This window comes from Arthrobacter sp. LAPM80 (genome assembly GCF_046736435.1).
Taxonomy (GTDB): domain Bacteria; phylum Actinomycetota; class Actinomycetes; order Actinomycetales; family Micrococcaceae; genus Specibacter.
This window is the reverse complement of the sequence record NZ_JBCHVD010000003.1, coordinates 39507-58860: the sequence shown is the minus strand read 5'-3', so window position 1 is coordinate 58860 and position 19354 is coordinate 39507. Positions and strand designations below refer to the sequence as shown.

At 62.9% G+C, this 19354-nt stretch carries 20 protein-coding genes and 3 tRNA genes; 16 read left to right on the top strand and 7 right to left on the bottom strand.

The annotated features are described in order from the left end of the window. Positions 1-11 precede the first annotated feature (11 nt). The gene (hutG, locus tag AAGW05_RS04380) at positions 12-974 is read right to left on the bottom strand and encodes a formimidoylglutamase (RefSeq protein ID WP_411803258.1); all 963 of its coding nucleotides are present in this window, start codon (positions 972-974) and stop codon (positions 12-14) included. Positions 975-1140: 166 nt separating this feature from the next. Next, positions 1141-2595, bottom strand: a complete 1455-nt coding sequence (locus AAGW05_RS04375; RefSeq protein WP_411803257.1) for an NCS2 family permease — start codon at positions 2593-2595, stop codon at positions 1141-1143. Between the two features lie 233 nt (positions 2596-2828). Between AAGW05_RS04375 and AAGW05_RS04370 the strand changes: the two genes are divergently transcribed. Beyond that, positions 2829-3443 (top strand): copper resistance protein CopC, encoded by a 615-nt coding sequence (locus AAGW05_RS04370; RefSeq protein ID WP_411803256.1) that lies wholly within the window; start codon positions 2829-2831, stop codon positions 3441-3443. Between the two features lie 12 nt (positions 3444-3455). Here AAGW05_RS04370 and AAGW05_RS04365 read toward each other — a convergent pair whose 3' ends face one another. The 3 genes from AAGW05_RS04365 to AAGW05_RS04355 form a co-directional block, all read right to left on the bottom strand. After that, a complete protein-coding gene (locus tag AAGW05_RS04365) occupies positions 3456-4094 on the bottom strand; it encodes an FAD-binding protein (protein WP_411803255.1) in 639 nt (212 codons plus the stop codon). Between the two features lie 74 nt (positions 4095-4168). After that, positions 4169-5476 carry a D-arabinono-1,4-lactone oxidase gene (locus AAGW05_RS04360; RefSeq protein WP_411803254.1) on the bottom strand — a complete coding sequence of 436 codons (1308 nt, stop codon included), beginning with the start codon at positions 5474-5476 and terminating at the stop codon, positions 4169-4171. Then, positions 5473-6789, bottom strand: coding sequence for an amino acid deaminase/aldolase (locus AAGW05_RS04355; protein WP_411803253.1), 1317 nt, complete (start codon positions 6787-6789; stop codon positions 5473-5475). Before AAGW05_RS04355 ends, AAGW05_RS04360 begins: the two co-directional genes overlap by 4 nt. Positions 6790-7039: 250 nt before the next feature. Between AAGW05_RS04355 and AAGW05_RS04350 the strand changes: the two genes are divergently transcribed. After that, positions 7040-8044, top strand: a complete 1005-nt coding sequence (locus AAGW05_RS04350; RefSeq protein ID WP_411803252.1) for a universal stress protein — start codon at positions 7040-7042, stop codon at positions 8042-8044. Between the two features lie 109 nt (positions 8045-8153). Here AAGW05_RS04350 and AAGW05_RS04345 read toward each other — a convergent pair whose 3' ends face one another. After that, a complete protein-coding gene (locus AAGW05_RS04345; protein WP_411803251.1) occupies positions 8154-9641 on the bottom strand; it encodes a C40 family peptidase in 1488 nt (495 codons plus the stop codon). A gap of 162 nt (positions 9642-9803) precedes the next feature. Further along, positions 9804-10211: a metallopeptidase family protein gene (locus AAGW05_RS04340; protein WP_411803250.1), complete on the bottom strand. Its 408-nt coding sequence runs from the start codon at positions 10209-10211 to the stop codon at positions 9804-9806. 196 nt (positions 10212-10407) lie between these two features. On the opposite strand from AAGW05_RS04340, the gene AAGW05_RS04335 reads away from it, so the two are divergent. The 14 genes from AAGW05_RS04335 (at position 10408) to AAGW05_RS04270 (ending at position 19321) form a co-directional block, all read left to right on the top strand. Then, positions 10408-10480: transfer RNA gene (locus tag AAGW05_RS04335), tRNA-Glu, on the top strand. A 99-nt stretch (positions 10481-10579) separates the two neighbouring features. After that, positions 10580-10653, top strand: a tRNA-Asp gene (locus AAGW05_RS04330). 57 nt (positions 10654-10710) lie between these two features. Next, positions 10711-10786, top strand: a tRNA-Phe gene (locus AAGW05_RS04325). Positions 10787-11170: 384 nt separating this feature from the next. Beyond that, positions 11171-11731, top strand: a complete 561-nt coding sequence (locus AAGW05_RS04320; protein ID WP_411803249.1) for an Asp23/Gls24 family envelope stress response protein — start codon at positions 11171-11173, stop codon at positions 11729-11731. Between the two features lie 35 nt (positions 11732-11766). Then, positions 11767-11919: a hypothetical protein gene (locus AAGW05_RS04315; protein WP_411803500.1), complete on the top strand. Its 153-nt coding sequence runs from the start codon at positions 11767-11769 to the stop codon at positions 11917-11919. Next, positions 11916-12290 (top strand): hypothetical protein, encoded by a 375-nt coding sequence (locus AAGW05_RS04310; protein WP_411803247.1) that lies wholly within the window; start codon positions 11916-11918, stop codon positions 12288-12290. The genes AAGW05_RS04315 and AAGW05_RS04310 overlap by 4 nt, the downstream gene beginning before the upstream one ends. Then, a complete protein-coding gene (locus AAGW05_RS04305) occupies positions 12287-12907 on the top strand; it encodes a hypothetical protein (RefSeq protein ID WP_411803246.1) in 621 nt (206 codons plus the stop codon). Before AAGW05_RS04310 ends, AAGW05_RS04305 begins: the two co-directional genes overlap by 4 nt. Next, the gene (locus AAGW05_RS04300; protein ID WP_411803245.1) at positions 12904-13524 is read left to right on the top strand and encodes a hypothetical protein; all 621 of its coding nucleotides are present in this window, start codon (positions 12904-12906) and stop codon (positions 13522-13524) included. Before AAGW05_RS04305 ends, AAGW05_RS04300 begins: the two co-directional genes overlap by 4 nt. A gap of 66 nt (positions 13525-13590) precedes the next feature. Continuing rightward, the gene (locus AAGW05_RS04295; RefSeq protein ID WP_411803244.1) at positions 13591-13866 is read left to right on the top strand and encodes a hypothetical protein; all 276 of its coding nucleotides are present in this window, start codon (positions 13591-13593) and stop codon (positions 13864-13866) included. A gap of 100 nt (positions 13867-13966) precedes the next feature. Beyond that, entirely contained in the window at positions 13967-14248 is a 282-nt protein-coding gene (locus tag AAGW05_RS04290) for a hypothetical protein (RefSeq protein WP_411803243.1), read from the top strand. Between the two features lie 409 nt (positions 14249-14657). Further along, on the top strand, positions 14658-15944 hold the full coding sequence (locus AAGW05_RS04285) for an ABC transporter substrate-binding protein (RefSeq protein WP_411803242.1): 1287 nt from the start codon (positions 14658-14660) through the stop codon (positions 15942-15944). A 122-nt stretch (positions 15945-16066) separates the two neighbouring features. Beyond that, positions 16067-17098 (top strand): carbohydrate ABC transporter permease, encoded by a 1032-nt coding sequence (locus AAGW05_RS04280; protein ID WP_411803241.1) that lies wholly within the window; start codon positions 16067-16069, stop codon positions 17096-17098. 47 nt (positions 17099-17145) lie between these two features. Then, complete coding sequence (locus AAGW05_RS04275) at positions 17146-17985, top strand: carbohydrate ABC transporter permease (protein ID WP_411803481.1); 840 nt, start codon at positions 17146-17148, stop codon at positions 17983-17985. A gap of 316 nt (positions 17986-18301) precedes the next feature. Further along, positions 18302-19321 carry a LacI family DNA-binding transcriptional regulator gene (locus tag AAGW05_RS04270; RefSeq protein ID WP_411803240.1) on the top strand — a complete coding sequence of 340 codons (1020 nt, stop codon included), beginning with the start codon at positions 18302-18304 and terminating at the stop codon, positions 19319-19321. Positions 19322-19354: the final 33 nt, after the last annotated feature.

The following is a 19354-nucleotide window of genomic DNA, read 5'->3' as shown; positions in this document are numbered from 1 at the left end:
GGTCGGTTTGGTCAGCGCAGCAGGGTGTCGATGAGCCGGGCCGCCACCTTGGCCGTGCGGTTGTCGATGTCGAATGCGGGGTTTAGCTCCGCCACGTCGAAGTGGAACAGCTTCTCGCTCGCGGCGACCTGCCGGCATACCGCGGCGATGACCGGCAGCGGCACGCCGAACGCCGCGGGGGCGCTGACGCCGGGGGCCACGGCCGCGGGCAGCACGTCAAGGTCGATGGTCAGGTACACAATGTCCACGGTCTCCAGGAACGCGGCCACAAAGCCCTCGGTGCGCTCCGCCGAGCAGTCCTCGTCCAGCAGGTACTTCACGTCGAGGTCGTGCGCCGTGTCAAAGAGGGCGCGCGTGTTGTTGGGTTCACTGATGCCGACGACGGCGTAATTCAGTTCGCGGCCGGCGGCGGTTTCGGCACGGGCCATCTGCAGGAACGGCGTGCCCGAGCTGGGCGATGGGGCCTCGCGCAGGTCAAAGTGGGCGTCCAGGTTCAGCACGCCCAGCCGGGCGCCGTTCGCCACGGCAGAGGTGGCTGCCACGCCAAGGTAGCTGGCAAAGGCGGTCTCGTGGCCCCCGCCCAGGACAAAGGTGAGGTGCCCGGCGTCGAGCATGGCCGTCAGTGCGGTGCCGCAGCGGGCCTGGCCGTCCTCGAGGTCGTCGCCGGAGACCACAATGTCCCCGGCGTCGGTGACTGCCCGCGTGCCGTGGAACGCCAGGGAGCCAAGCGCGGCACGGATGGCTGCAGGACCGGTGGCGGCCCCCGTGCGGCCCAGGTTGCGGGCCACGCCAGCGTCGGAGCGGAATCCGAGCAGGGCCGCCGGGCCCGGCATGGCCGCGTCGAGCGCCTCAGGGGCGGGAGCGGCAGGGGTCGACACCGCCTGCCACCAGCGGCGATGGGCGGGGGATCCGCCGTCGTCCCTCCCGGTCCAGTCGGTGGCGGGCACGTCAATGGCAAGCGAAGAAAAGTCCATTCCCCCAGCGAACCCCATGCTGCGGGGTAATGCCAGGCGCCCCGGCAAATCGACGTCTCCCATCACAGACTCCATTAACCGACTATGACGCAGTAACTGCACCGAAAACCGTGAAAACGGGGTAAATCGATGCACTTACTGCGTCATAGACGAAAAGGGGGAGGGGCTACTTGATCCCGAACAGTTCCTCCACGGTGCCTATGCCGAAGAACAGCAGGAAGGCGGCGGCAACAGCCCACATCAAGGGGTGGATCTCCTTCGCCCGGCCCTGGAACAGGCGGATCAGCACGAAGGCGATGAAGCCGGCACCGAGGCCGTTGGCGATGGAGTAGGTGAACGGCATGAGGGTGAACGTCAGGAACGCGGGAATGCCTATGCCCCAGTCGGACCAGTCGATCTTGCCCACCTGGGAGACCATCATGAAGCCAACAACAACCAGGGCGGGGGCCACAGCCTCGAAGGGGACCAGCTTGATCAGCGGGGTGACGAACATGGCCAGCAGGAGGAGCACGCCTGTGACAATGGAGGCCAGGCCCGTGCGGGCGCCCTCGCCAATGCCGGCGCCGGATTCCACGTAGATCTGGTTCGAGGAGGAGGAGGCTCCGCCACCGGCGATCGCACCGAAGGCGTCGACCAGCAGGACCCTGTCCACATCAGGGATGGTGCCGTCCTTGCGCAGCGAACCAGCCTCGGCGGCAAGGCCCACCATGGTGCCCATGGCGTCGAAGAAGATGCTCAGCAGGATCACAAATGCCAGCAAGATGGCGGCAACGGCGCCCAGCTTGCCGAACGCGCCAAAGATGCTGACGTGGCCGATGAGGGACAGGTCAGGCAACGACCATTCGGAAAGCTGCGGGGACACCAGCGACCAGCCCTGGGGGTTGCTCTTGACACCGTCGAAGGAGGGGCCAATGTGCAGGGTCATTTCCAGGATGTTCGCCAGGACGGTGGAGACGACGATGCCGATCAGGATGGCGCCCTTGACCTTGCGGACCACCAGGCCGATGGTCAAAACCAGGCCCACAACGAACACCAGCGTGGGCCAGCCCATGAGCTTGCCGTCAAAGCCGAGCCCAACCGGAACGGTGGTGCCGGCAACGTCGGGGATGCGGCGCACAAAGCCGGCGTTGACCAGGCCAATGAGCGCAATGAACATGCCGATGCCCACCACGATGGCCGTCTTGAGGCCTTCCGGCACGGCCTTGAACACGGCGGTTCGGAAACCTGTGAGGACCAGGATGAACATGGTGATGCCGGAAAGGACCACCAGGCCCATCACATCTGGCCATGTCAGGCCCGGGTTGGTTGCCACGGTCACGGCCACAAACGCGTTGACGCCGAGGCCGGTTGCCATGGCGAACGGGTGCTTCGCCCAGGCGCCCATGATGATGGTCAGGATTCCGGCCACAAAGGCGGTGACTGCGGCAACGCGCTCCAGACCCAGCACTTCGCCCGAGGAGTCGGCGCCGCCCAGGATCAACGGGTTAAGCACTACGATGTAGCTCATGGCGAAGAACGTGGCGAAACCGCCCCGGATTTCCCGTGAGTAGTTTGAGCCGCGCTCGGTGATCTTGAAATATTTATCGACCGCGGACAGGCGCGAAGCCGTCGTCGTTGCCATAGGGTGCCTTCCAGGCGAAGTGAAATTAAGATAAGTCAATCGAAGAAATACTAGCCGGTGGCGCGCCACTGCGGCAGAGCAGGTCCGGGCCGATTTCCGCTCTTCTCACGAGTACGACGGCGGCCGGCGGCTTGGGCGAATGACCCGCCCAGATGCCACCGTCTTGAGGAAACTCCCATGATCGTGGGATACCGTGAGGTGCCATCGCTTCAACTTTCAAAGGAAATGACGCTGTGAAGAACCCTGTTGCCCGACGGCCCAGTGAGACGAACATGACACCGCAAATGCTCGTACGACGTTTTTTTGCAGCTCTTTTGGCCGCGCTGGTGCTTTTATCCGGGTCCGCGGCCGCGGCGTTGGCGCACGACGCCGTTACGGGAACGTCCCCCGCCGACGGCTCAACACTGGCCACGGTGCCAGGGAAAGTGGAAATCACCCTGAGCAACATCCCTGCCGTGATCGGCTCGCAGGTCCTGGTCCTTGATGCGGCGGGCACCAACTGGTCCGTTGGCGGCGTGGAGGTGTTGGACGATGTGGCGACGCAGGCACTGAAGCCGGGCGCACCGGCAGGCAAGTACACAGTCAAGTGGCGCCTCGTATCCTCGGATTCGCACCCCATCGAGGGTGAGTTCGCCTTCACGGCAACAGCGGCGGCAACAGCCACGGCCGCCCCTGTCGTCGGCGCAGGCCCTATCGTTTCGGTCCAGGCACAGGAGCCGCCGGCCCCGCCTGCAGCCCATAACGATAGCGCAGTGCCGTGGAGCGTCATTGGCCTGGTTGTTGTGCTGCTGGGCCTGGTGGTCGCGCTGGTGGTTGTGGCCCGGCGTCGTCTCTCAGACGAGAACTAGGCCGGCGCGGCGCTAGGCCAGCGCCGCCCCACCGCATTCACGGGTGGCGGCCCGGGCTGAGATCGACTGGCCAGCGCGTCGCGCCTGATGCAGGATTTCCTGGGTGGTGGGGACCGCCAGGTCGCCCACCCCTACAAGGTACAGGCCGAGCGAATGCATGCCGGCGCGTACATCGCCGGCCGTGGTGACGCCCACGCTGTGCAGGACCTTGCACAACTGGCTCAATGCGCCGCGGGTGAATACAACGCTGTGCGCGTTGAGGATACCGCCGGCCGTGTGCACCAGCCACTGGCGCTGGGCCGCTGTGCTGTGGGGTGCCTGGGTCAGTTCCAGGGCCCGGGTTTCCGGCCGGATGTCCAGCTCGTGGCGCCGGGCGTAATGCTCGAGCAGCCGCACTATTTCACTTCGCTCATTGAGCGCGGCCAGGCTGATGCTGCCTGTGGCAGGTTGGAGCGGGACGGACTGCTTCACGGGGCAGGAGCCATCGACGACAATGGCCTTGATGCCCTGCCGGTTTAGCTCTGCGGCAACTGCCAGGGCGGAGAACCCTGAACCAATCACGACGGTGGTGGTCTGTTCCGCAGGCGCCGGGGGATCCGGTGTAGCACGGAGCCGGGCGGTTAAACTGGCAGCCAAAGGTGCAGCAGTCATGGCAAATGCCTCCTCGAACGGTAGGAGAACTGTGTGGCGGCAGATCCGGGAGCACGGGTGTGCCGTGGTGCGAATTAGGGCAGAACGCGAGCCAAATAGGCGTTGTTGAACACGCGCCTGGGATCGAGATCATCTCGAACCTTACAGAACAATTCGAGGTCTGGGTAGAGCTGCGCGAAGTCTTTCGATTGGAGAAAATGCCACTTCCCCCAGTGGGGCCGCCCGGCATGGGAACGGAAGATTTCCTCGGCCGCCTTGAAGTACTCCAACGGTGCCGTTTTTATGTGCTGGTGGATGGCAATGTAGCCGGTTTCGCGGTTGTTTGCCGTGGACAGGGCAACGGTGTCGGCGGCGGCACTGCGTACCTCCACGGGGAATGAAATCTGCAGCCTGCGGCGCTTGATCATGGCGTCGAGCTCTCCGAGGACTGCCGGAATGTTCTCCAGCGGAAGCGCGTATTCCATCTCCCTGAAGCGCACAGTCCGTTGGGTGGCAAAAACCTTGTGGGAGGCGTCGCCGAACTCCCTGTTGCCTGTCAGGCCGGACGCCATCCGATTGGCCTTCGGAATCGCCGATGGCAGCTTGCCCGTGACATTGCACAGCGCGGAAAACAAGGTGTTGGAGACAAGGACGTCATCCACAAAGTGCGCCCATGTCGACAGTGGGGACACACCCGCGGGCAGCCCGCCGGGGGCATGGCGCGTGTTGGTTTTCGTCAGCGCCATATCGGTGTGCGGGAACCAGTAGAACTCAAAGTGGTCGTGCAGGGCATTGCGTTCCCCATATGACTCCATGACGGCTGCCAGCGGCTCGGGGCGCTCCACCGCGTGCAGCATGAAGGCGTCAACGCATTGCAAGGTGACTGAGGTGATGATGCCGAGGGCGCCCAAGCCCACCCGGGCGACGGAGAAGACCTCGGAATTGTCCGTTGCGGAGCAATGCAGGATCTCGCCCGTGCCGCTCACAAGGGTCAGTGCCCTGACCTGGGTGGCGATGCCGCCAAACGCCAGCCCGGTGCCGTGAGTTCCGGTGGAGATGGCCCCTGAGATGGACTGCCTGTCAATGTCGCCCAGGTTTTCCATGGCCAGCCCGTACGGTGCCAGCAGGGCCGGGATCTCATGCAGTCGCGTGCCGCCTGCCACCGTGGCAAGCTTGGCCGCCCTGTCCACGCTGAGCAGCCCGCTGATGCCATCGAGCTGCAGCTGCACGCCCCGGGTCAGGGCGATGTCCGTGAAGCTGTGGCCGGCCCCCACAGCCTTGACGGTGCCTCCTGACGCCGCCGCCGCACTGACAAGCGACGACACCTCGGCGACCGTGCTGGGCCGGGCCACCCGGCTCGGCGTGCACCGCTGGTCCCCTGCCCAATTGCGCCACTGACTCATACGAACGCCTTCCCCTCGCCCCGATAGGTGGGCGCCGTGCCCACCGGTTGTCCGCCGTCGAGCATTTCCAGGGCATCAACGTGCTCACAGACCTCTCCGGACTTGGCGTGTCTGAACCAGACCTTCGCGCCGATGCGCAGGGACGCCGCCGCCCTGCCGCGCAAGGGTGTCTGCACCTCGCCGGCACCCTCTGTGCCGATCATTGACAGCCCGGCCGGGTACACCGGCACGGGGGAGCGGTCTGCGCCGGAGGGGCCCGACGCGATCCAGCCGCCGCCCAGCACCGTCACGACGTTGGGTTCCGGCCGCCTGACCACAGGCACGGCAAATCCGACGGCGTGGGCCGGAGTGAAGCGGGAATAGCCGTCGAAGAGTGTGGGGCCGAACAAGCCTGAACCGGCCGCCAGCTCCGTCACGGAGGCGTCCTTGGTTGTCAGTTCCAGGCTCCCGGTGCCGCCGCCGTTGACGAATTCCAGCTCGGCCACGTTGCGCACCGCCGCCACCACATTGGCCCTGCGGTGCAGGATTTCGGCCATGGAGGAACGCTGGATCTGCCGGAGCACGGCGCCCTTTGCCAGGTCTGCCACCTTGTTTCCGGTGTGCGGGGTGTCCTGCAGTCCGGCAATTTGGGCCTCATAGGCCATGATTCCCACGAGTGCGAAGAGGGGGGAGGCGCCGTTCTTGTACGTGTTGATGGCCAGGGCCACGGCAATGGCATCGGCACCTGTGCGGATGGGCGAGCGGTAGACGCCGATGTGTCCAACAGCTTTGCCCCCCACTGCGGGGCGCCACGACGCGTCCAGGTCAAGACAGAGGCGGATGGGGGCTGCCGGGCTGAGGCCGGCCAGTGTCGCCGCCATCCATTGAAGTTGTTCGGTGGAATCGACCATCAAGGTGATGCGTGCGCACGCGGCGGGATCGGCGGCCAAGGCGCGCAGGGCGTGCCCATCGGCTGTGGGGTAGGCGACGAGGATGTCGGTGAACGCATCGGAAGGGTCGGCCGCCAGCCACAACGACTCTGGCAGGGTGAACCCCAGGATGCCTGCAAAGCCCGGCTGGGCCAGCACCGCACGTAACACCTCCTTGCTACGGATCGACTTGCTGGCGACGCGGATGGGCTTTCCCGCGGCGCGGCGCAACAGTGAACCGGCATTAAAGGACAGTGCCTGCACGTCCAAAACCGCCATCGGGGCGGACAGGCCCGCATAGGCAGCATCCGCCTGGGCCCAGATGTGTGGCGGGGCCTGCCCGCCGCTGCGGCCGCGTGCGAGGGCGGTCTCCTGTAGTTCCAGCGTCCCCGACAAATTCCTCATCCCGGGCATCTCCGACATCAGTATTAACTTCCATGGGTGATCTTCATTCCCACTCTTTCACATGAGGGGCGCTGTTTAGAGCAGCCGGAGTCCGCGTCTTTTCCGCACTTCATTACGAAGCTCCGGGGCCTTTTCGCGGAGCAACTTGACGCGCCAAGCCGAACCCGCAATAGTCACAAGTACAGGCCGCGATGGGGAGGCGCCACGGCGTTTCCGCACCCTCCGGCACATCTGAACCAGGAGGCGCAGCATGAGCAGCCCACAGGAATCAACGCAGGGTGCAACTCCCGGGCAGGCACCCAGTCCCACAGGAATTGTTGTGGGCATCGACGGGTCCGAACAAAGCAACTGCGCCTTGATCTGGGCCGCCCGTGAAGCCAAGACCCGCAATCTTCCGCTGCATCTTGTCACCGCCTACACAGTCCCCATCTTTGCCGCTTCCGGGCTCGACGGCGGGTATGCCACTGTGGACGACGACGTCATCCGCCAGGGTGCCGAGGCCGTCCTTCGGGAATCGGCCGCCAAGGTGGCCCACCTGGACATCCAGATGGATGCCAGAGTTGAAAACGGCGACGCCGCCGGGGTGCTGTTGGAACTAAGCGAAACGGCGGAGCTGCTGGTCTTCGGCTCACGCGGCCGCGGCGGGTTCATCGGCCGCCTCCTTGGCAGCGTCAGCTCCGCCCTGCCTGCGCACGCCAAGTGCGCCACCGTCACCGTGCCGCTGAGCTGCGCAAAGCGCCTCGGGGAAGGCCCCGGTTCCGAAGAGGCCATTGCGAAGATAGAAAAGGTTGTCATTGTGGGCGTGGACGGCTCGGACCAGGCGCGCTACGCCGTGCTCGTTGCCGCCGAACAGGCCCAGCGGTCAGGGAGCACCCTGCGAATTATTTGCGCCGTGCAGCCCTACACCGGTTCCCTCTCCTGGATGCCGGCACCTGTGGACAGGGAAGCCTTGTTTGCTGAGATCCAGCTCCAACTGGACGCAGGTGAGAAGTGGGTTCGCAGCCACTTCCCGAAACTGCCCATCGAGGTCCAGCTCATTGAGGGGTCTGCGGTTGAGGTGTTGGTCAAGGCCTCGGAGACTGCCGAGCTGGTGGTCATGGGAACGCGCGGCCGCGGCGGTTTTGCCGGCATGATGCTCGGTTCCACCACGGACGGGGTGCGCCACCACGCCAAGGGCCCCATCATGGTGGTCCGGGACAGGGAAGACCCCCGCCAGGGAGACCGCTCGGCGTTTGGTCCGCTACTGCAGGCATAGCCCGAATGAGGCGCATATCGATGGCATTTTTGGCATGTTCGAATTAAATAGAAACTAGTCCAGCTGTACTAAAAAAGCGGTAAAAACATGGGCCGGGGAACGGCGGCTGTCAGTACCTGGCCGCGTAGGGGTAGAGCTTCATGGTGGGCATGTTGGCCAGCGGCGTGACCTGGATCGGGTAGCCGTAATACAGGGCCTGCACCACCTGGTTGTTGCCGACGTAAATGGCGATGTGGCCAAAGCGGCCCGAGCCGTCGTCGTCAAACACCAGCAGGTCACCGTACCGCATTTGTGACAGGGGCACCCGCTGCGGCGCCGCCCAGAACTGGTCGGTGCCCTCGCGCGGGACGGATTTTCCTGCCGCGGCAAACGCCTGCTGGACCAGCCCGGAACAGTCGAACGCGGTTGGTCCGTTGCCGCCCCATTGGTACGGGCCGCCAATCTTGGACATCGCGTAGTTCACCATGACCTGGGTGTATGAGCCCGAAGGCGCCGGGGGCTGGACCACAGGCGGGGCCACTGGCGGACTGCCCACCGGAGGAGCGGGCGGCTTGGGGGCCTGTGGTGCCGGCGGCTGGGGCGCCTGCGTGACGGGGGGCCTTGGGACCTGGGGTGCCGGCGGCTGGGGCGCCTGCGTGACGGGCGGCTTCGGCACAGCCGGGGGCACTGCGGGCCCGGCCAGCGGCTTTTGACCTGCCGTAGGGGGCCGAACAGGCGCCGGGGCATTCTGTGACTCTTCAATTTGCTGACGCAGCACCTGTTCCTGCGCCTTGCGTGCCAACTCGTCCACGCGGGCACCTTCAAGCGCCACTGTGGTGTTGTGCAAGGTGGCCAGCCGCTGCAGCAGGATGTCTCGCTGGGCCTGGTTTTCGGCAACGATGGCAGCCTGGGCGTCGGCGGCGACCTGTGCCTGGGCGCGGGATGATTCCGCCGCAGCCGTGGCGTCGCTGGCTGCCTTGCTGGCTTCCTTGGCCTGAGCCTGTAGCGCGACCGAGGTTGCTGCGGTGGCCTCGGCTGTGTCGAATGTATGGGCGCGGCTGGTGCCCAGAGTCATGAGCGTTGAGGCCTGGTACATGGCGTCGTCCGCGTCGGAGCTTGTCAGGAACGTCTGGACGTCCAGGCCAAGTCCGCCGTTCTTGTACAGGTTGCCGGCCAGCTGCCCCAGCTGTGCCTTGGCCTTCTGCTGGGCGCTGGCGGCAGCCTTGGCCTTGGCCTCGGCAGTGTCCGCTTCGCCCTTCCGCTGTTCAAGCGTGACAAGGGCACTTGTGTAGGCGTTGTTGGCCCCCATGGCCACAAGGCTCGATGCCTGGAGCCTGTCATTGGCGGAGCTGATGATCGCATCCAGCTGGGTCGAGGCGGCGGCGGCGGCGGCCTCCGACTCCTTGGCCTTGGCGATGTCGCCTTCGCTGGGAATCGCGGGACTGAACGGCCGCAGCGTGAACGGTTGCAACGCCGTCGTGCCCAACGTGGCACCCAGGGCGCCCATGCCGGTGGAGATGTGGGGCGGCGCGGCGTTAGCCGGGGCCAGAAATGCGGTGGAGGCCACGGCGGCACAAGCCAGTGCGGTGGTGCCGCGAACCAAAAAGCGCATAGTCATCCAGTTGCCTTACTGCAGGTCGGTAGGTAAAGGTGCACGGTCCGGACCGTGAGGGCGGATTTGGCGGCACAGGGGAATTTACACAGCTGATCCGACCCTACGGCCGGGAGAAGCCTTTGGCAACATTCGTAACATCAGCAACTTCAACCACAGTGGTGTCATTTATCCCCAGCCCAGCTCGTGCAGCCTTTCGTCACTGATGCCAAAGTGGTGGGCGATTTCGTGGACAACCGTCACGGTGACTTCCTCGATGACTTCTTCACGGCTGTGGCAGATCCCCAGAATGGGTCGGCGGAAGATGGTGATCCGGTCGGGCAGTGAGCCGGTTCCCCACCAGGAGTCTCGTTCGGTCAACGGGGTGCCTTCATATAATCCCAGCAGCACTGTGTCGGGATCTTCGTCGGGACGGGGAACATAGATTTCCGCAGTGAAGATGGCCACGTTGTCCATCTCGGCACTGATGTCCGCAGGGATTTTGGCGATGGCATCTTGCACTGCGGCATCAAATTCGTCCTCGTCCATGGTGAATCGGCCAAAGGAGGGGATGCCGGCCAGCGGGTTTTCTTGCATGGTTCAAGACTAATGACCAGTGCGAAAAATGTTGGATTTTCGCGGATTTTAGGTAGCCCAGCGTCTGTCGTCGTTCGGCTCCGGGCAGGCACACGGATCCTCGTTTTGCGTTCTGCGGAAAATGCCCCTATAGTTTTTGGAGTCCACTTCGGACCGAAGCGCTGGAAACAACGCGGAGGCTTGAAGGACGACTTAGGCCCCCATCGTCTAGCGGCCTAGGACACCGCCCTTTCACGGCGGCGGCACGGGTTCGAATCCCGTTGGGGGTACTTGCGAGTGAGTGGTAAATCAGTGAGAAATTTACTGATACGATATAACTCGTGAAAATCACAGAAACATGTGAATGTAACAAACGCAGTAAATAGCATGGCCCTGTAGCGCAGTTGGTTAGCGCGCCGCCCTGTCACGGCGGAGGTCGCGGGTTCGAGTCCCGTCAGGGTCGCTTTGGTTCTTTTGGTTGGTTCAAGAGGATCTGGTGACGAGATTTTCAGATCACCAAGGCTCTGTAGCTCAGTTGGTAGAGCGTTCGACTGAAAATCGAAAGGTCACCGGATCGACGCCGGTCGGAGCCACCAGTAAGACCCCGAGAAATCGGGGTCTTTCTTATTTCCGGGGCATTTCCCCGATGCACCAATTCCTCATTATTTGAAATGCCACCTTTGGGCGGAAATACTCTTTCGATATTTTCGTTAAGAAGCGGCATTCTCCGACTCTGGCCGTGAGCACCCCCATGCGAGGGTCGGCTCCCTCCGGATTCGTTTCCGACCCACGGTATTGATGTGTTTTGTGCCACGCCAAGGTTGCGTGGCCGCCATTTCCCCGCCACCGACGAGCGCAAACCCATCCGCACCTCCGGGGTTGCAACCGCGCGCCCGAAATTGACCACGGATTGTCCCGGCGTTGCCCCTGAACTTTGCGGTGCATAGGCTTACCGTAAGAGAAACAGAAAGGGCCGGTCCATGGACTCACACAACCAGGCTTCATCGATTGTTAGCTCGGAAGACACCCAGGGCCGTACTGTCATTGCTGAGACAGCGGTGGCCAAGGTGGTGGGTGTGGCTGTTCGCGGCGTTGACGGGGTGCACGCCCTTGGTTCGGGCGCATCACGCTCCATGGGTGCCATTCGTGAGGTTGTGGGTGCCACGGACCTCACCCAGGGTGTGCGCGTTGAGGTGGGGGAGTCCGAGGTTGCCGTGGACATCGTCCTGGTGGCAGAGTACGGGTACCCGCTGCAAACCCTCGCCAACACCATTCGCCGCGCCGTCTATGGTGCTGTCGAGGATTTGGTGGGCCGCAATGTCATCGAGGTGAACATTGAAATCACCGATGTCTTCATCCCCTCGCCCGACGCCGAGAAATCCTCGTCCCGCCCGCGCCTGACCGACAGGCTCGGCGCAGCCGTGCGGTCCCAGCCGCACGAAGCCTCTCACGGGCACGCCATCGAACCGGCGACGGCCACATCGCGGCCGACGGACGGCAGCACCAGCAACAATCCATCGGAAGTCGGGGAATACCAGTGAATCTCAGCGTGGTGTGTGCAGCATTTGGAGCCTTTTTGGCGTTTATGGCCTTTGCCTTCGGTTTCTGGGGATTCGTGGTGTCGGCGGTCTTCATTGCCGTAGGGGCCTTCCTGGGGCGCGCAGCCAGCGGAAAGCTTGATTGGCGCGGCGTCCTGGATGCCCTGACAGGACGGCGCTCATCATCGTGAGCGAGCCCCTCACCAAAGCCACCGAATTCGCCGGGCACAACCGCATCAGCACCCAGGCACTGACCTCCGTAGCCAAGGTTGCCGCGGCAGAGGTCCTTGCCGTGCACCCGGCCGCGGTGCGTGTTCACTGGTCCGACGACGGCGGCGCGCTTGCCCTCTCCGTCTCATCCGCCATGGGCGCGCCGTCCCTCAATGATGTCCGCAGGAACCCCGGCCGGGTCGCCCAAGGCGGCGGGAGCATTCTGGCAAGGGCGACGGCCGCCAAGGAACGCATCCTGGTCCAGCTCGAGCGGCTGACTGGATCCCACGTAAGCCGGGTTGATGTGCGGATCTCAGGACTTCTCACCAGCGACGACGGGCGGGTCCTGTGAGCGGACAACCCAAGGGCGGCGCGGACTCCGGCGAGCAGACCCGGAACGACTTCATCCTGCGCATCCTCCGCCGGGAAACCCACTCGGCACGTTCTAGCGTGTCAGTGGCGACGGCGATCGTCATCGCGGCGGCGGCGCTATACGGCCTGCTGGAAATGATGCTTGCAGGACTGGGTCAGCCCGCCTGGCTGGCGCACCCCCTGGACGCATTCGCGGCAATTGCCGATCTCCCCGGCGCCACGCCTCCGGTCCTGCTCGGAGCAGCAGGGGCGCTCGTTGCCCTGCTGGGAGTGGTTCTTTTGTGCAACGGACTCATTCCCGGACGCCGGGCCCGGCACGTGATTGCCGACCCCCGCATTGCCATTGTTGTCGAAGACGAAGTCATTGCGGCGGCACTGGCCAAGTGCGCCCGTATGGCGGCAGGGGTCACGCGGGAACAGGTGGTGGTTGTGGTTTCCGCCCGCCAGGTTCAGGTCAACATCCGCCCCACCTCGGGTATCCGGCTTTCCGAAAATGCCATCCAGGCGGCCATTGAGGCCCAAATCGCCTCCATGGGGATGGATCCTGTCCCGGCGGTCACGGTGAAATTGGCTGACAGCGGGGTGATCGGCGTATGAATGGCACACCCAGGGGCATTAACCGTTTCCTGCTGATCCTGATCGGCCTCGTGCTGATCATCGCCGGCGCCGGAGCAACCGTCATCGCGGCCTCCCCCTCCGCTGCCCGTTGGTGGCAGGGCTGGGCCGGGGCGCAGGTGGCCTGGCTCAGCGACTACGCGTGGCGCACACGGCTGGTGGTGACGTCGCAGAGCTGGATCTGGTTCGCGGGCGCCGCCCTTTGTCTCGTCCTGGTGATCGCCATGATCACCTGGATCGCAAACCAGGGCAAGGGCCGGGCCAACACACTGTTTGAGCGTGAGGGAAGCGCGCACGACGACGGAGCGGCCGGCGTCGTCGGGCTCAGTTGCGCCGTGGCGGAGCAGGCCTTGAAAAGCGCCCTGTTGGAACGCACGGACTTGTTGGCGGTGTCAGTGACGAGTTATGACTTCCGCCAGCTCACGGCCTTGAAGGTGCGGGTGCTCCCGCGGCAGGGGGTTGCGCCGCACGAAATTGCCGCGGACATCACTGAACTGGTCTCTGCTCTGGATGAACTTCTGGGCGTTGAAGTTCCCGTGCTGCTGCACATTGGCTCTGGTGCGAGGGTACGCTTCACCAAAGCGGAACGAGTCCGTTAGTCTTCAATCACCACCCGTGGGTGCATGAGTACTTGGGGGAGCGTATCAACTGCAGGGGAGAAAAGCATGACTGAGAAAAATTCTGAAAATCCCATTGTCGACGCCGCCACCGGCGCAGCCGAGAAGGCAAAGGACGTTGCCGCTGACGCCGCCGAGAAGGCAAAGGAATTTGCCGGTGAGGCCGCAGAAAAGGCAAAGGAATTTGCTGGCGAGAGTGGTGAAAACATCAAGGAATTCACCGAGGACGCTGTAGGGAACGTAAAGGAATTCGCCGGGGACGCCATGGAGCATGCCAAGGGTCTTGGTGCGAAGATTGCCGGTATTTTCAAGCACGATAAGTAGGCAGACTGGTTGACGGGACGGCGAACGCGGAGTTCGCCGTCCCTTGTACGTTGCCATCCGGCTTGACGTGGTGATCCATACGTCCGAGTTTGGCGCCAGCATGGAATTTGAAATTGGGTCCGCCACGCTCAACCCACGCCTCGGCAACCGGCGTGCGGGCGCCGTCGTACTCGTTCAGGACACGGGTTCAGGCCAGGTAAATTTCGTGGACACCCTCGTCGTCGATGAACGGCGGTGGGGGTTCAAGGTTGGCAGCCTTCACCATGCCATGCACCACATTCAATCGAAAGCCGTCGACGCTGCGGACCAGCCAGAATCGCAGTACGGGTTCCATTTCATGGTGGACCTCCGTCTCCACGCCTTGCCGTTGCGAAAGATGTAAAGGTTGCGGGCTGCCGAGCCGTCGGGGAACTGCCTGGCGGTAATCTGCCACGTCATACTCTGCATCAGCCTGGGGAAGACGTAGAACGGACACAACGAAACGGCGTTGACACCAAGGTCTCTCAAGGACTCGAATTTCCCGGAAATACGAGGTAGATCGCACATCCCCTAGCCATCGCCATCGGCAAATGAGCGCGGGTAAATCAGGTAGATCACGGCACTGGTCCAGCACGACTTGGCTGCGGCTGTTTGAGAAGTTGCCGTGCTGTTGTGCCTGTAATGAAAAGATAACGAATTGATGTAAGCGCTTGCACTTTTGCATCACCTCTTACTAGTGTGATCAACACCACTGCGGGTGGAGCCATGAACCACGCGCTGCAACTCAGGATTTTCACTTTAGGAGAACGAGCATGGGAACCAAGATGACAAAGATGTACATGCCGCTGGCGGTTGCCGCGACACTCACTCTGGCACTGTCCGCCTGTAGTGGCGGGACAGGCGGCGGCACGGCCGGCGGCGGCGCGGCGTCCGAAAACCTGGATGCCCGCGGTCCCATCACCTACGTCCAGGGCAAGGACAACTCAGAGGTGATCCGGCCCCTAGTGGACAAATGGAACGCCGCCCACCCGAATGAGAAGGTCACCTTCAATGAGCAGTCAGACAAGGCTGACCAGCAGCATGATGACCTTGTCCAGCGCTTCCAAGCCAAGAATGGCGACTACGACGTTGCCAGCGTTGATGTGGTGTGGACGGCCGAGTTTGCGGCCAAGGGCTGGCTGCAGCCGCTGAAGGACAAGATGGCCATCGACACCACCGGCTTCCTGCCGGCCACGGTCGCAGCGGCAACCTACAAGGACACCCTGTACGCCGCGCCGCAGACTTCCGACGGCGGCATCCTGTACTACCGCAAGGACCTGGTTGCGACCCCGCCGAAGACATGGGACGAAATGATGGGCATGTGCTCCATCGCCAAGGCAAAGGGCATCGACTGCTACGCCGGGCAGTTTGCCCAGTACGAGGGACTGACAGTGAATGTCGCCGAGGCCATCAACACCGCCGGCGGCACCATCGTTGACAAGGACGGCAAGGCCACAGTTGACACCGCCGACGCAAAGGCAGGGCTGACCAACCTGGTCCAGGCATACAAGGACGGAAACATCCCCAAGCAGGCTGTGACGTACCAGGAAGAGCAGGGGAGGCAGTCCTTCGAGGACGGGAAATTGATGTTCCTGCGCAACTGGCCCTATGTTTACAATCTGGCCAAGACCGATGGGTCCTCCACGGTGAAAGACACCTTCGGCATTGCACCCCTGCCCGGCAAGAGCGGCCCTGGTGCTTCATCCCTGGGTGGGCACAGCCTGGCTGTCAGCGTTGACTCCAAACACAAGGCCACGGCCAAGGACTTCGTTTCCTTCATGACCAGTGCAGAAACCCAGAAGTTCTACGCAACCAAGGGATCCCTGGCGCCCGTGATGGAAAGCCTGTACACCGACGCAGCTCTCGTCGCCAAGCTGCCGTACCTGCCCGTGCTGCTGACATCCATCCAGAACGCCGTGCCGCGGCCCGTCACCCCTTTCTACCCTGCCGTGACCCAGGCCATCCAGCAGAACAGCTTCGCCGCCATCAGCGGGAGCAAGAGTGTTGACCAGGCGATGACTGACATGCAGGCGGCCATCTCAGCTGCCGGGTCAAAGTAACTCTCACGAGTGCGCCCTGCGGCGTTCCCGGCCTGGTCAGCCGCGCCGGGAACGCCGCAGGGCAGGCGTTCGCATCACCGCTCACGTGATGCCACCCAAAAAAGTGGTGAAAGGAAAGCAGCATGTCTACACAACTTGAACCGGAGGCGCGGCCCGGTGGAAGGATCGCCCGCAAGGATGGCGAGAACAAGGAAGTCGGTGCCGACCGGAAGGAAAAGACCCAAGGGCGTGCGGCGGCGTTGTTGATTGCTCCCACACTGATTGTGCTGGCCATCGTCATTCTGTACCCCGTAATCAACGCGATCGTCATGTCCTTACAACAGGACGAGGGCCTGGACCCGGTATCCGGCAGTTTTGTGGCCGGTGGCTTTGCCGGCTTCGCGAACTACATTCACTGGCTGTTCCAGCAATGCCAGACGTCCTCGGGAACTGCAAGCTGCCCGCCCGGAACGTTGGGAGCCCAGTTCTGGAGCGCCACGGGCATCACCTTCTTCTTCGCTGCGGTCACAGTTGTCCTGGAAACCATCCTGGGTTTCTGGATGGCAGTAATCATGGCCCGCGCCTTCCGCGGCCGCAGCGTGCTCCGGGCCGCGGTGCTTGTCCCGTGGGCAATTCCCACGGCCGTCACCGCCAAGCTGTGGTTTTTCATCTTCGCCTTCGACGGCATTGTGAACACCTTGTTCCACACCGGCATACTGTGGACCGGCAGCCAGGGCCCTGCCCAGGCGGCCATCATCATTGCCGATGTTTGGAAGACAACCCCGTTCATGGCGCTGCTTATTCTGGCCGGGCTGCAGATGATCCCTGCCGAAGTATATGAGGCGGCCAAGGTTGACGGCGCGTCGGCGTGGCAACGTTTTCGGCTCATCACCTTGCCGCTGGTCAAGCCGGCGCTCATGGTGGCCATCCTGTTCCGCGTCCTTGATGCCCTGCGCATGTACGACCTGCCTGCCATCATGACCGGCGGTGCCAACGGCACCACCACACTGTCCATCCTGGTGGTGAACCAGATCAGGGTCGGCTTTAATTCCGCCGCGGCATTGTCCACCATTACCTTCCTGATCATCTTCATCGTGGCGTTTATCTTTGTGCGCTTTCTCGGGGCCAACGCCGTTGAGTCCGCCAGTGGCGGAGCAAAGGGGAAAATCAAGTGAGCACCACAAGTTCGACCCTGAATTCCCATACTGCGGCCGCCAAGTCCGTGGCCAGGCGCCGGGAGAATTGGTCCAGCGGTCGCACCTACATCAGTGCCGCCGTCATCGTCATCTGGTGCCTGTTGCCGTTTTACTGGATGATTGTCACCGCCTTCCGGGACGTTGGCTACACCTTTGATTCCACCCCGTTCTTTACGCACGTCACCGGGGACAACTTCGCCACAGCTTTTTCCTCGCAACTGGGCAACCATCTTGACCGGGCTCTGCTGAACTCGCTGTTCGTCTCGGGGGTGACCACCATTGTGGCCTTGTTGTTCGGTGTTTTCGCCGCCTATGCGCTGGCCCGGCTGAAATTCCGCGGCAAGTTCCTGGTGCTGGGCATGGTTCTCGGGGCATCCATGTTCCCGGGCGTTGCCATCGTCACCCCGCTGTTTCAGCTTTTTGGCAACATTGGCTGGAATGGGACCTACCAGGCATTGATCATTCCGAACATTTCATTTGTGCTGCCATTGACCGTGTACACGCTGACGTCCTTCTTCCGGGAAATGCCTTGGGAGCTGGAGGAGGCGGCCCGTATCGATGGGTGCACCCAAGGGCAGGCGTTCCGTAAAATCATCATGCCGTTGGCGGCCCCGGCAGTGTTCACCACCGCCATTCTTGCCTTCATCGCCTCGTGGAACGAGTACCTGATTGCCAGTATTCTCTCCAACAAGGACACGCAAACAGTCACGGTTGCAATCGCCAACTTTGCCGGCTCCCAACCACACCAGGAACCGTATACGGCAGTCATGGCCGCAGGCACCGTAGTCACCATTCCGCTGGTGATCCTGGTGCTGATCTTCCAGCGCAAGATCGTGGCAGGACTGACAGCAGGGGCGGTGAAGTAGGCCTTGGGGCGCTCCCAGGGGAAGCGGGGGGGCAGGTCAGATGGCCTGCACATTCCCACAAGCAAGCAAAAGAGTGCTGAGGACTTTGACATCATCATTGGGTTCCTCGGTTTTTGGGCGGCAGTGCTCTTCGCTGTGACGCTATGGATGGAGCTCACGGGAGCCCCGGCACTGATGTGGGCGTTAGGATTATTGCTGGTCTGCCTGGGGCTGTGGGGCATGATCCGGCTTCGGCGGAAACTACCGGAAAGACGGGGTCGCCGACCGCAATAGCGCACGATCCCCTGGGGCGGGGGAGCAGCGAAAAGGAGCAGTTATGAGAGTCAGCATTGATGACGTTGCAGCACGCGCGCAAGTCTCCACCGCCACGGTATCCCGGGCCCTGAGGGGCTTGCCGAAAGTCAACCCGGCAACACGTGCGCGGGTGTTCGCTGTGGCTGAGGAAATGGGCTACGTACCCTCGCCGTCGGCCAGGCGATTGGCCACGGGACGGACCAAAACCGTGGGAGTGCTCGTGCCGTTCATCGACCGCTGGTACTTTGCGAATGCCCTGGAAGGGATCGACCAGGAATTGCGCGAGCATGGATACAATTTGCTGCTTTTCAGCCTCGGCGGATACATGCACGGCCAACAGCGGCGTTTTACTGAGCAAATGGTGCGCAAACAAATAGACGCGCTCGTGGTTCTTTGCCTGGGACTTTCCGCCACGGAACTGGCGGAACTGCAGCGAATCAACATTCCCATCATTGCAGTCGGCGGTCCTGTTGGAGGTTGTCGGGGCGTGCACGTGGATGACGCGGCGGCGGCCGCCGCCGCGACTCAACACCTAATTGACCTGGGCCACAAGAAAATTGGGCATCTGCGCGGCGGCATCAATGATGAGAAGAACTTTGTGGTTCCGTCCTTGCGCGCGGAAGCGTTCGAGGCCACCATGCGTAGAGCTGGGCTGGAACTGCGTCCCGAATGGAGCGTTGCCGGGGATTTCACGGTTGGTCAGGGCGCCGCGGCGGCAGCAACGCTCTTTACCCAGTCGGGTGAGCGCCCGACAGCCATTTTTTGCGGCTCGGACGAGATGGCGATTGGGCTGATGTTTGAGGCCAGACGGCGCGGCATCCGCATACCGCAGGACCTGTCCCTGATCGGCATCGACGACCACGACTTCTCCGCCCCGGCAGGATTGTCCACCGTTGCGCAGAAGCCTTTGCAACATGGGCTTCTTGCCGCTCAGGTACTTCTGGCGGAACTTGACGGGCTAACAATCCCCAGGCACGAAGATCCCATGCCGTTTAAGCTCATCCAACGCGAGTCCACTGCACCACCGACGCCACCGGCCTAGCATTCGAATCTCAACCAGCGGTGGTGGGGAGGG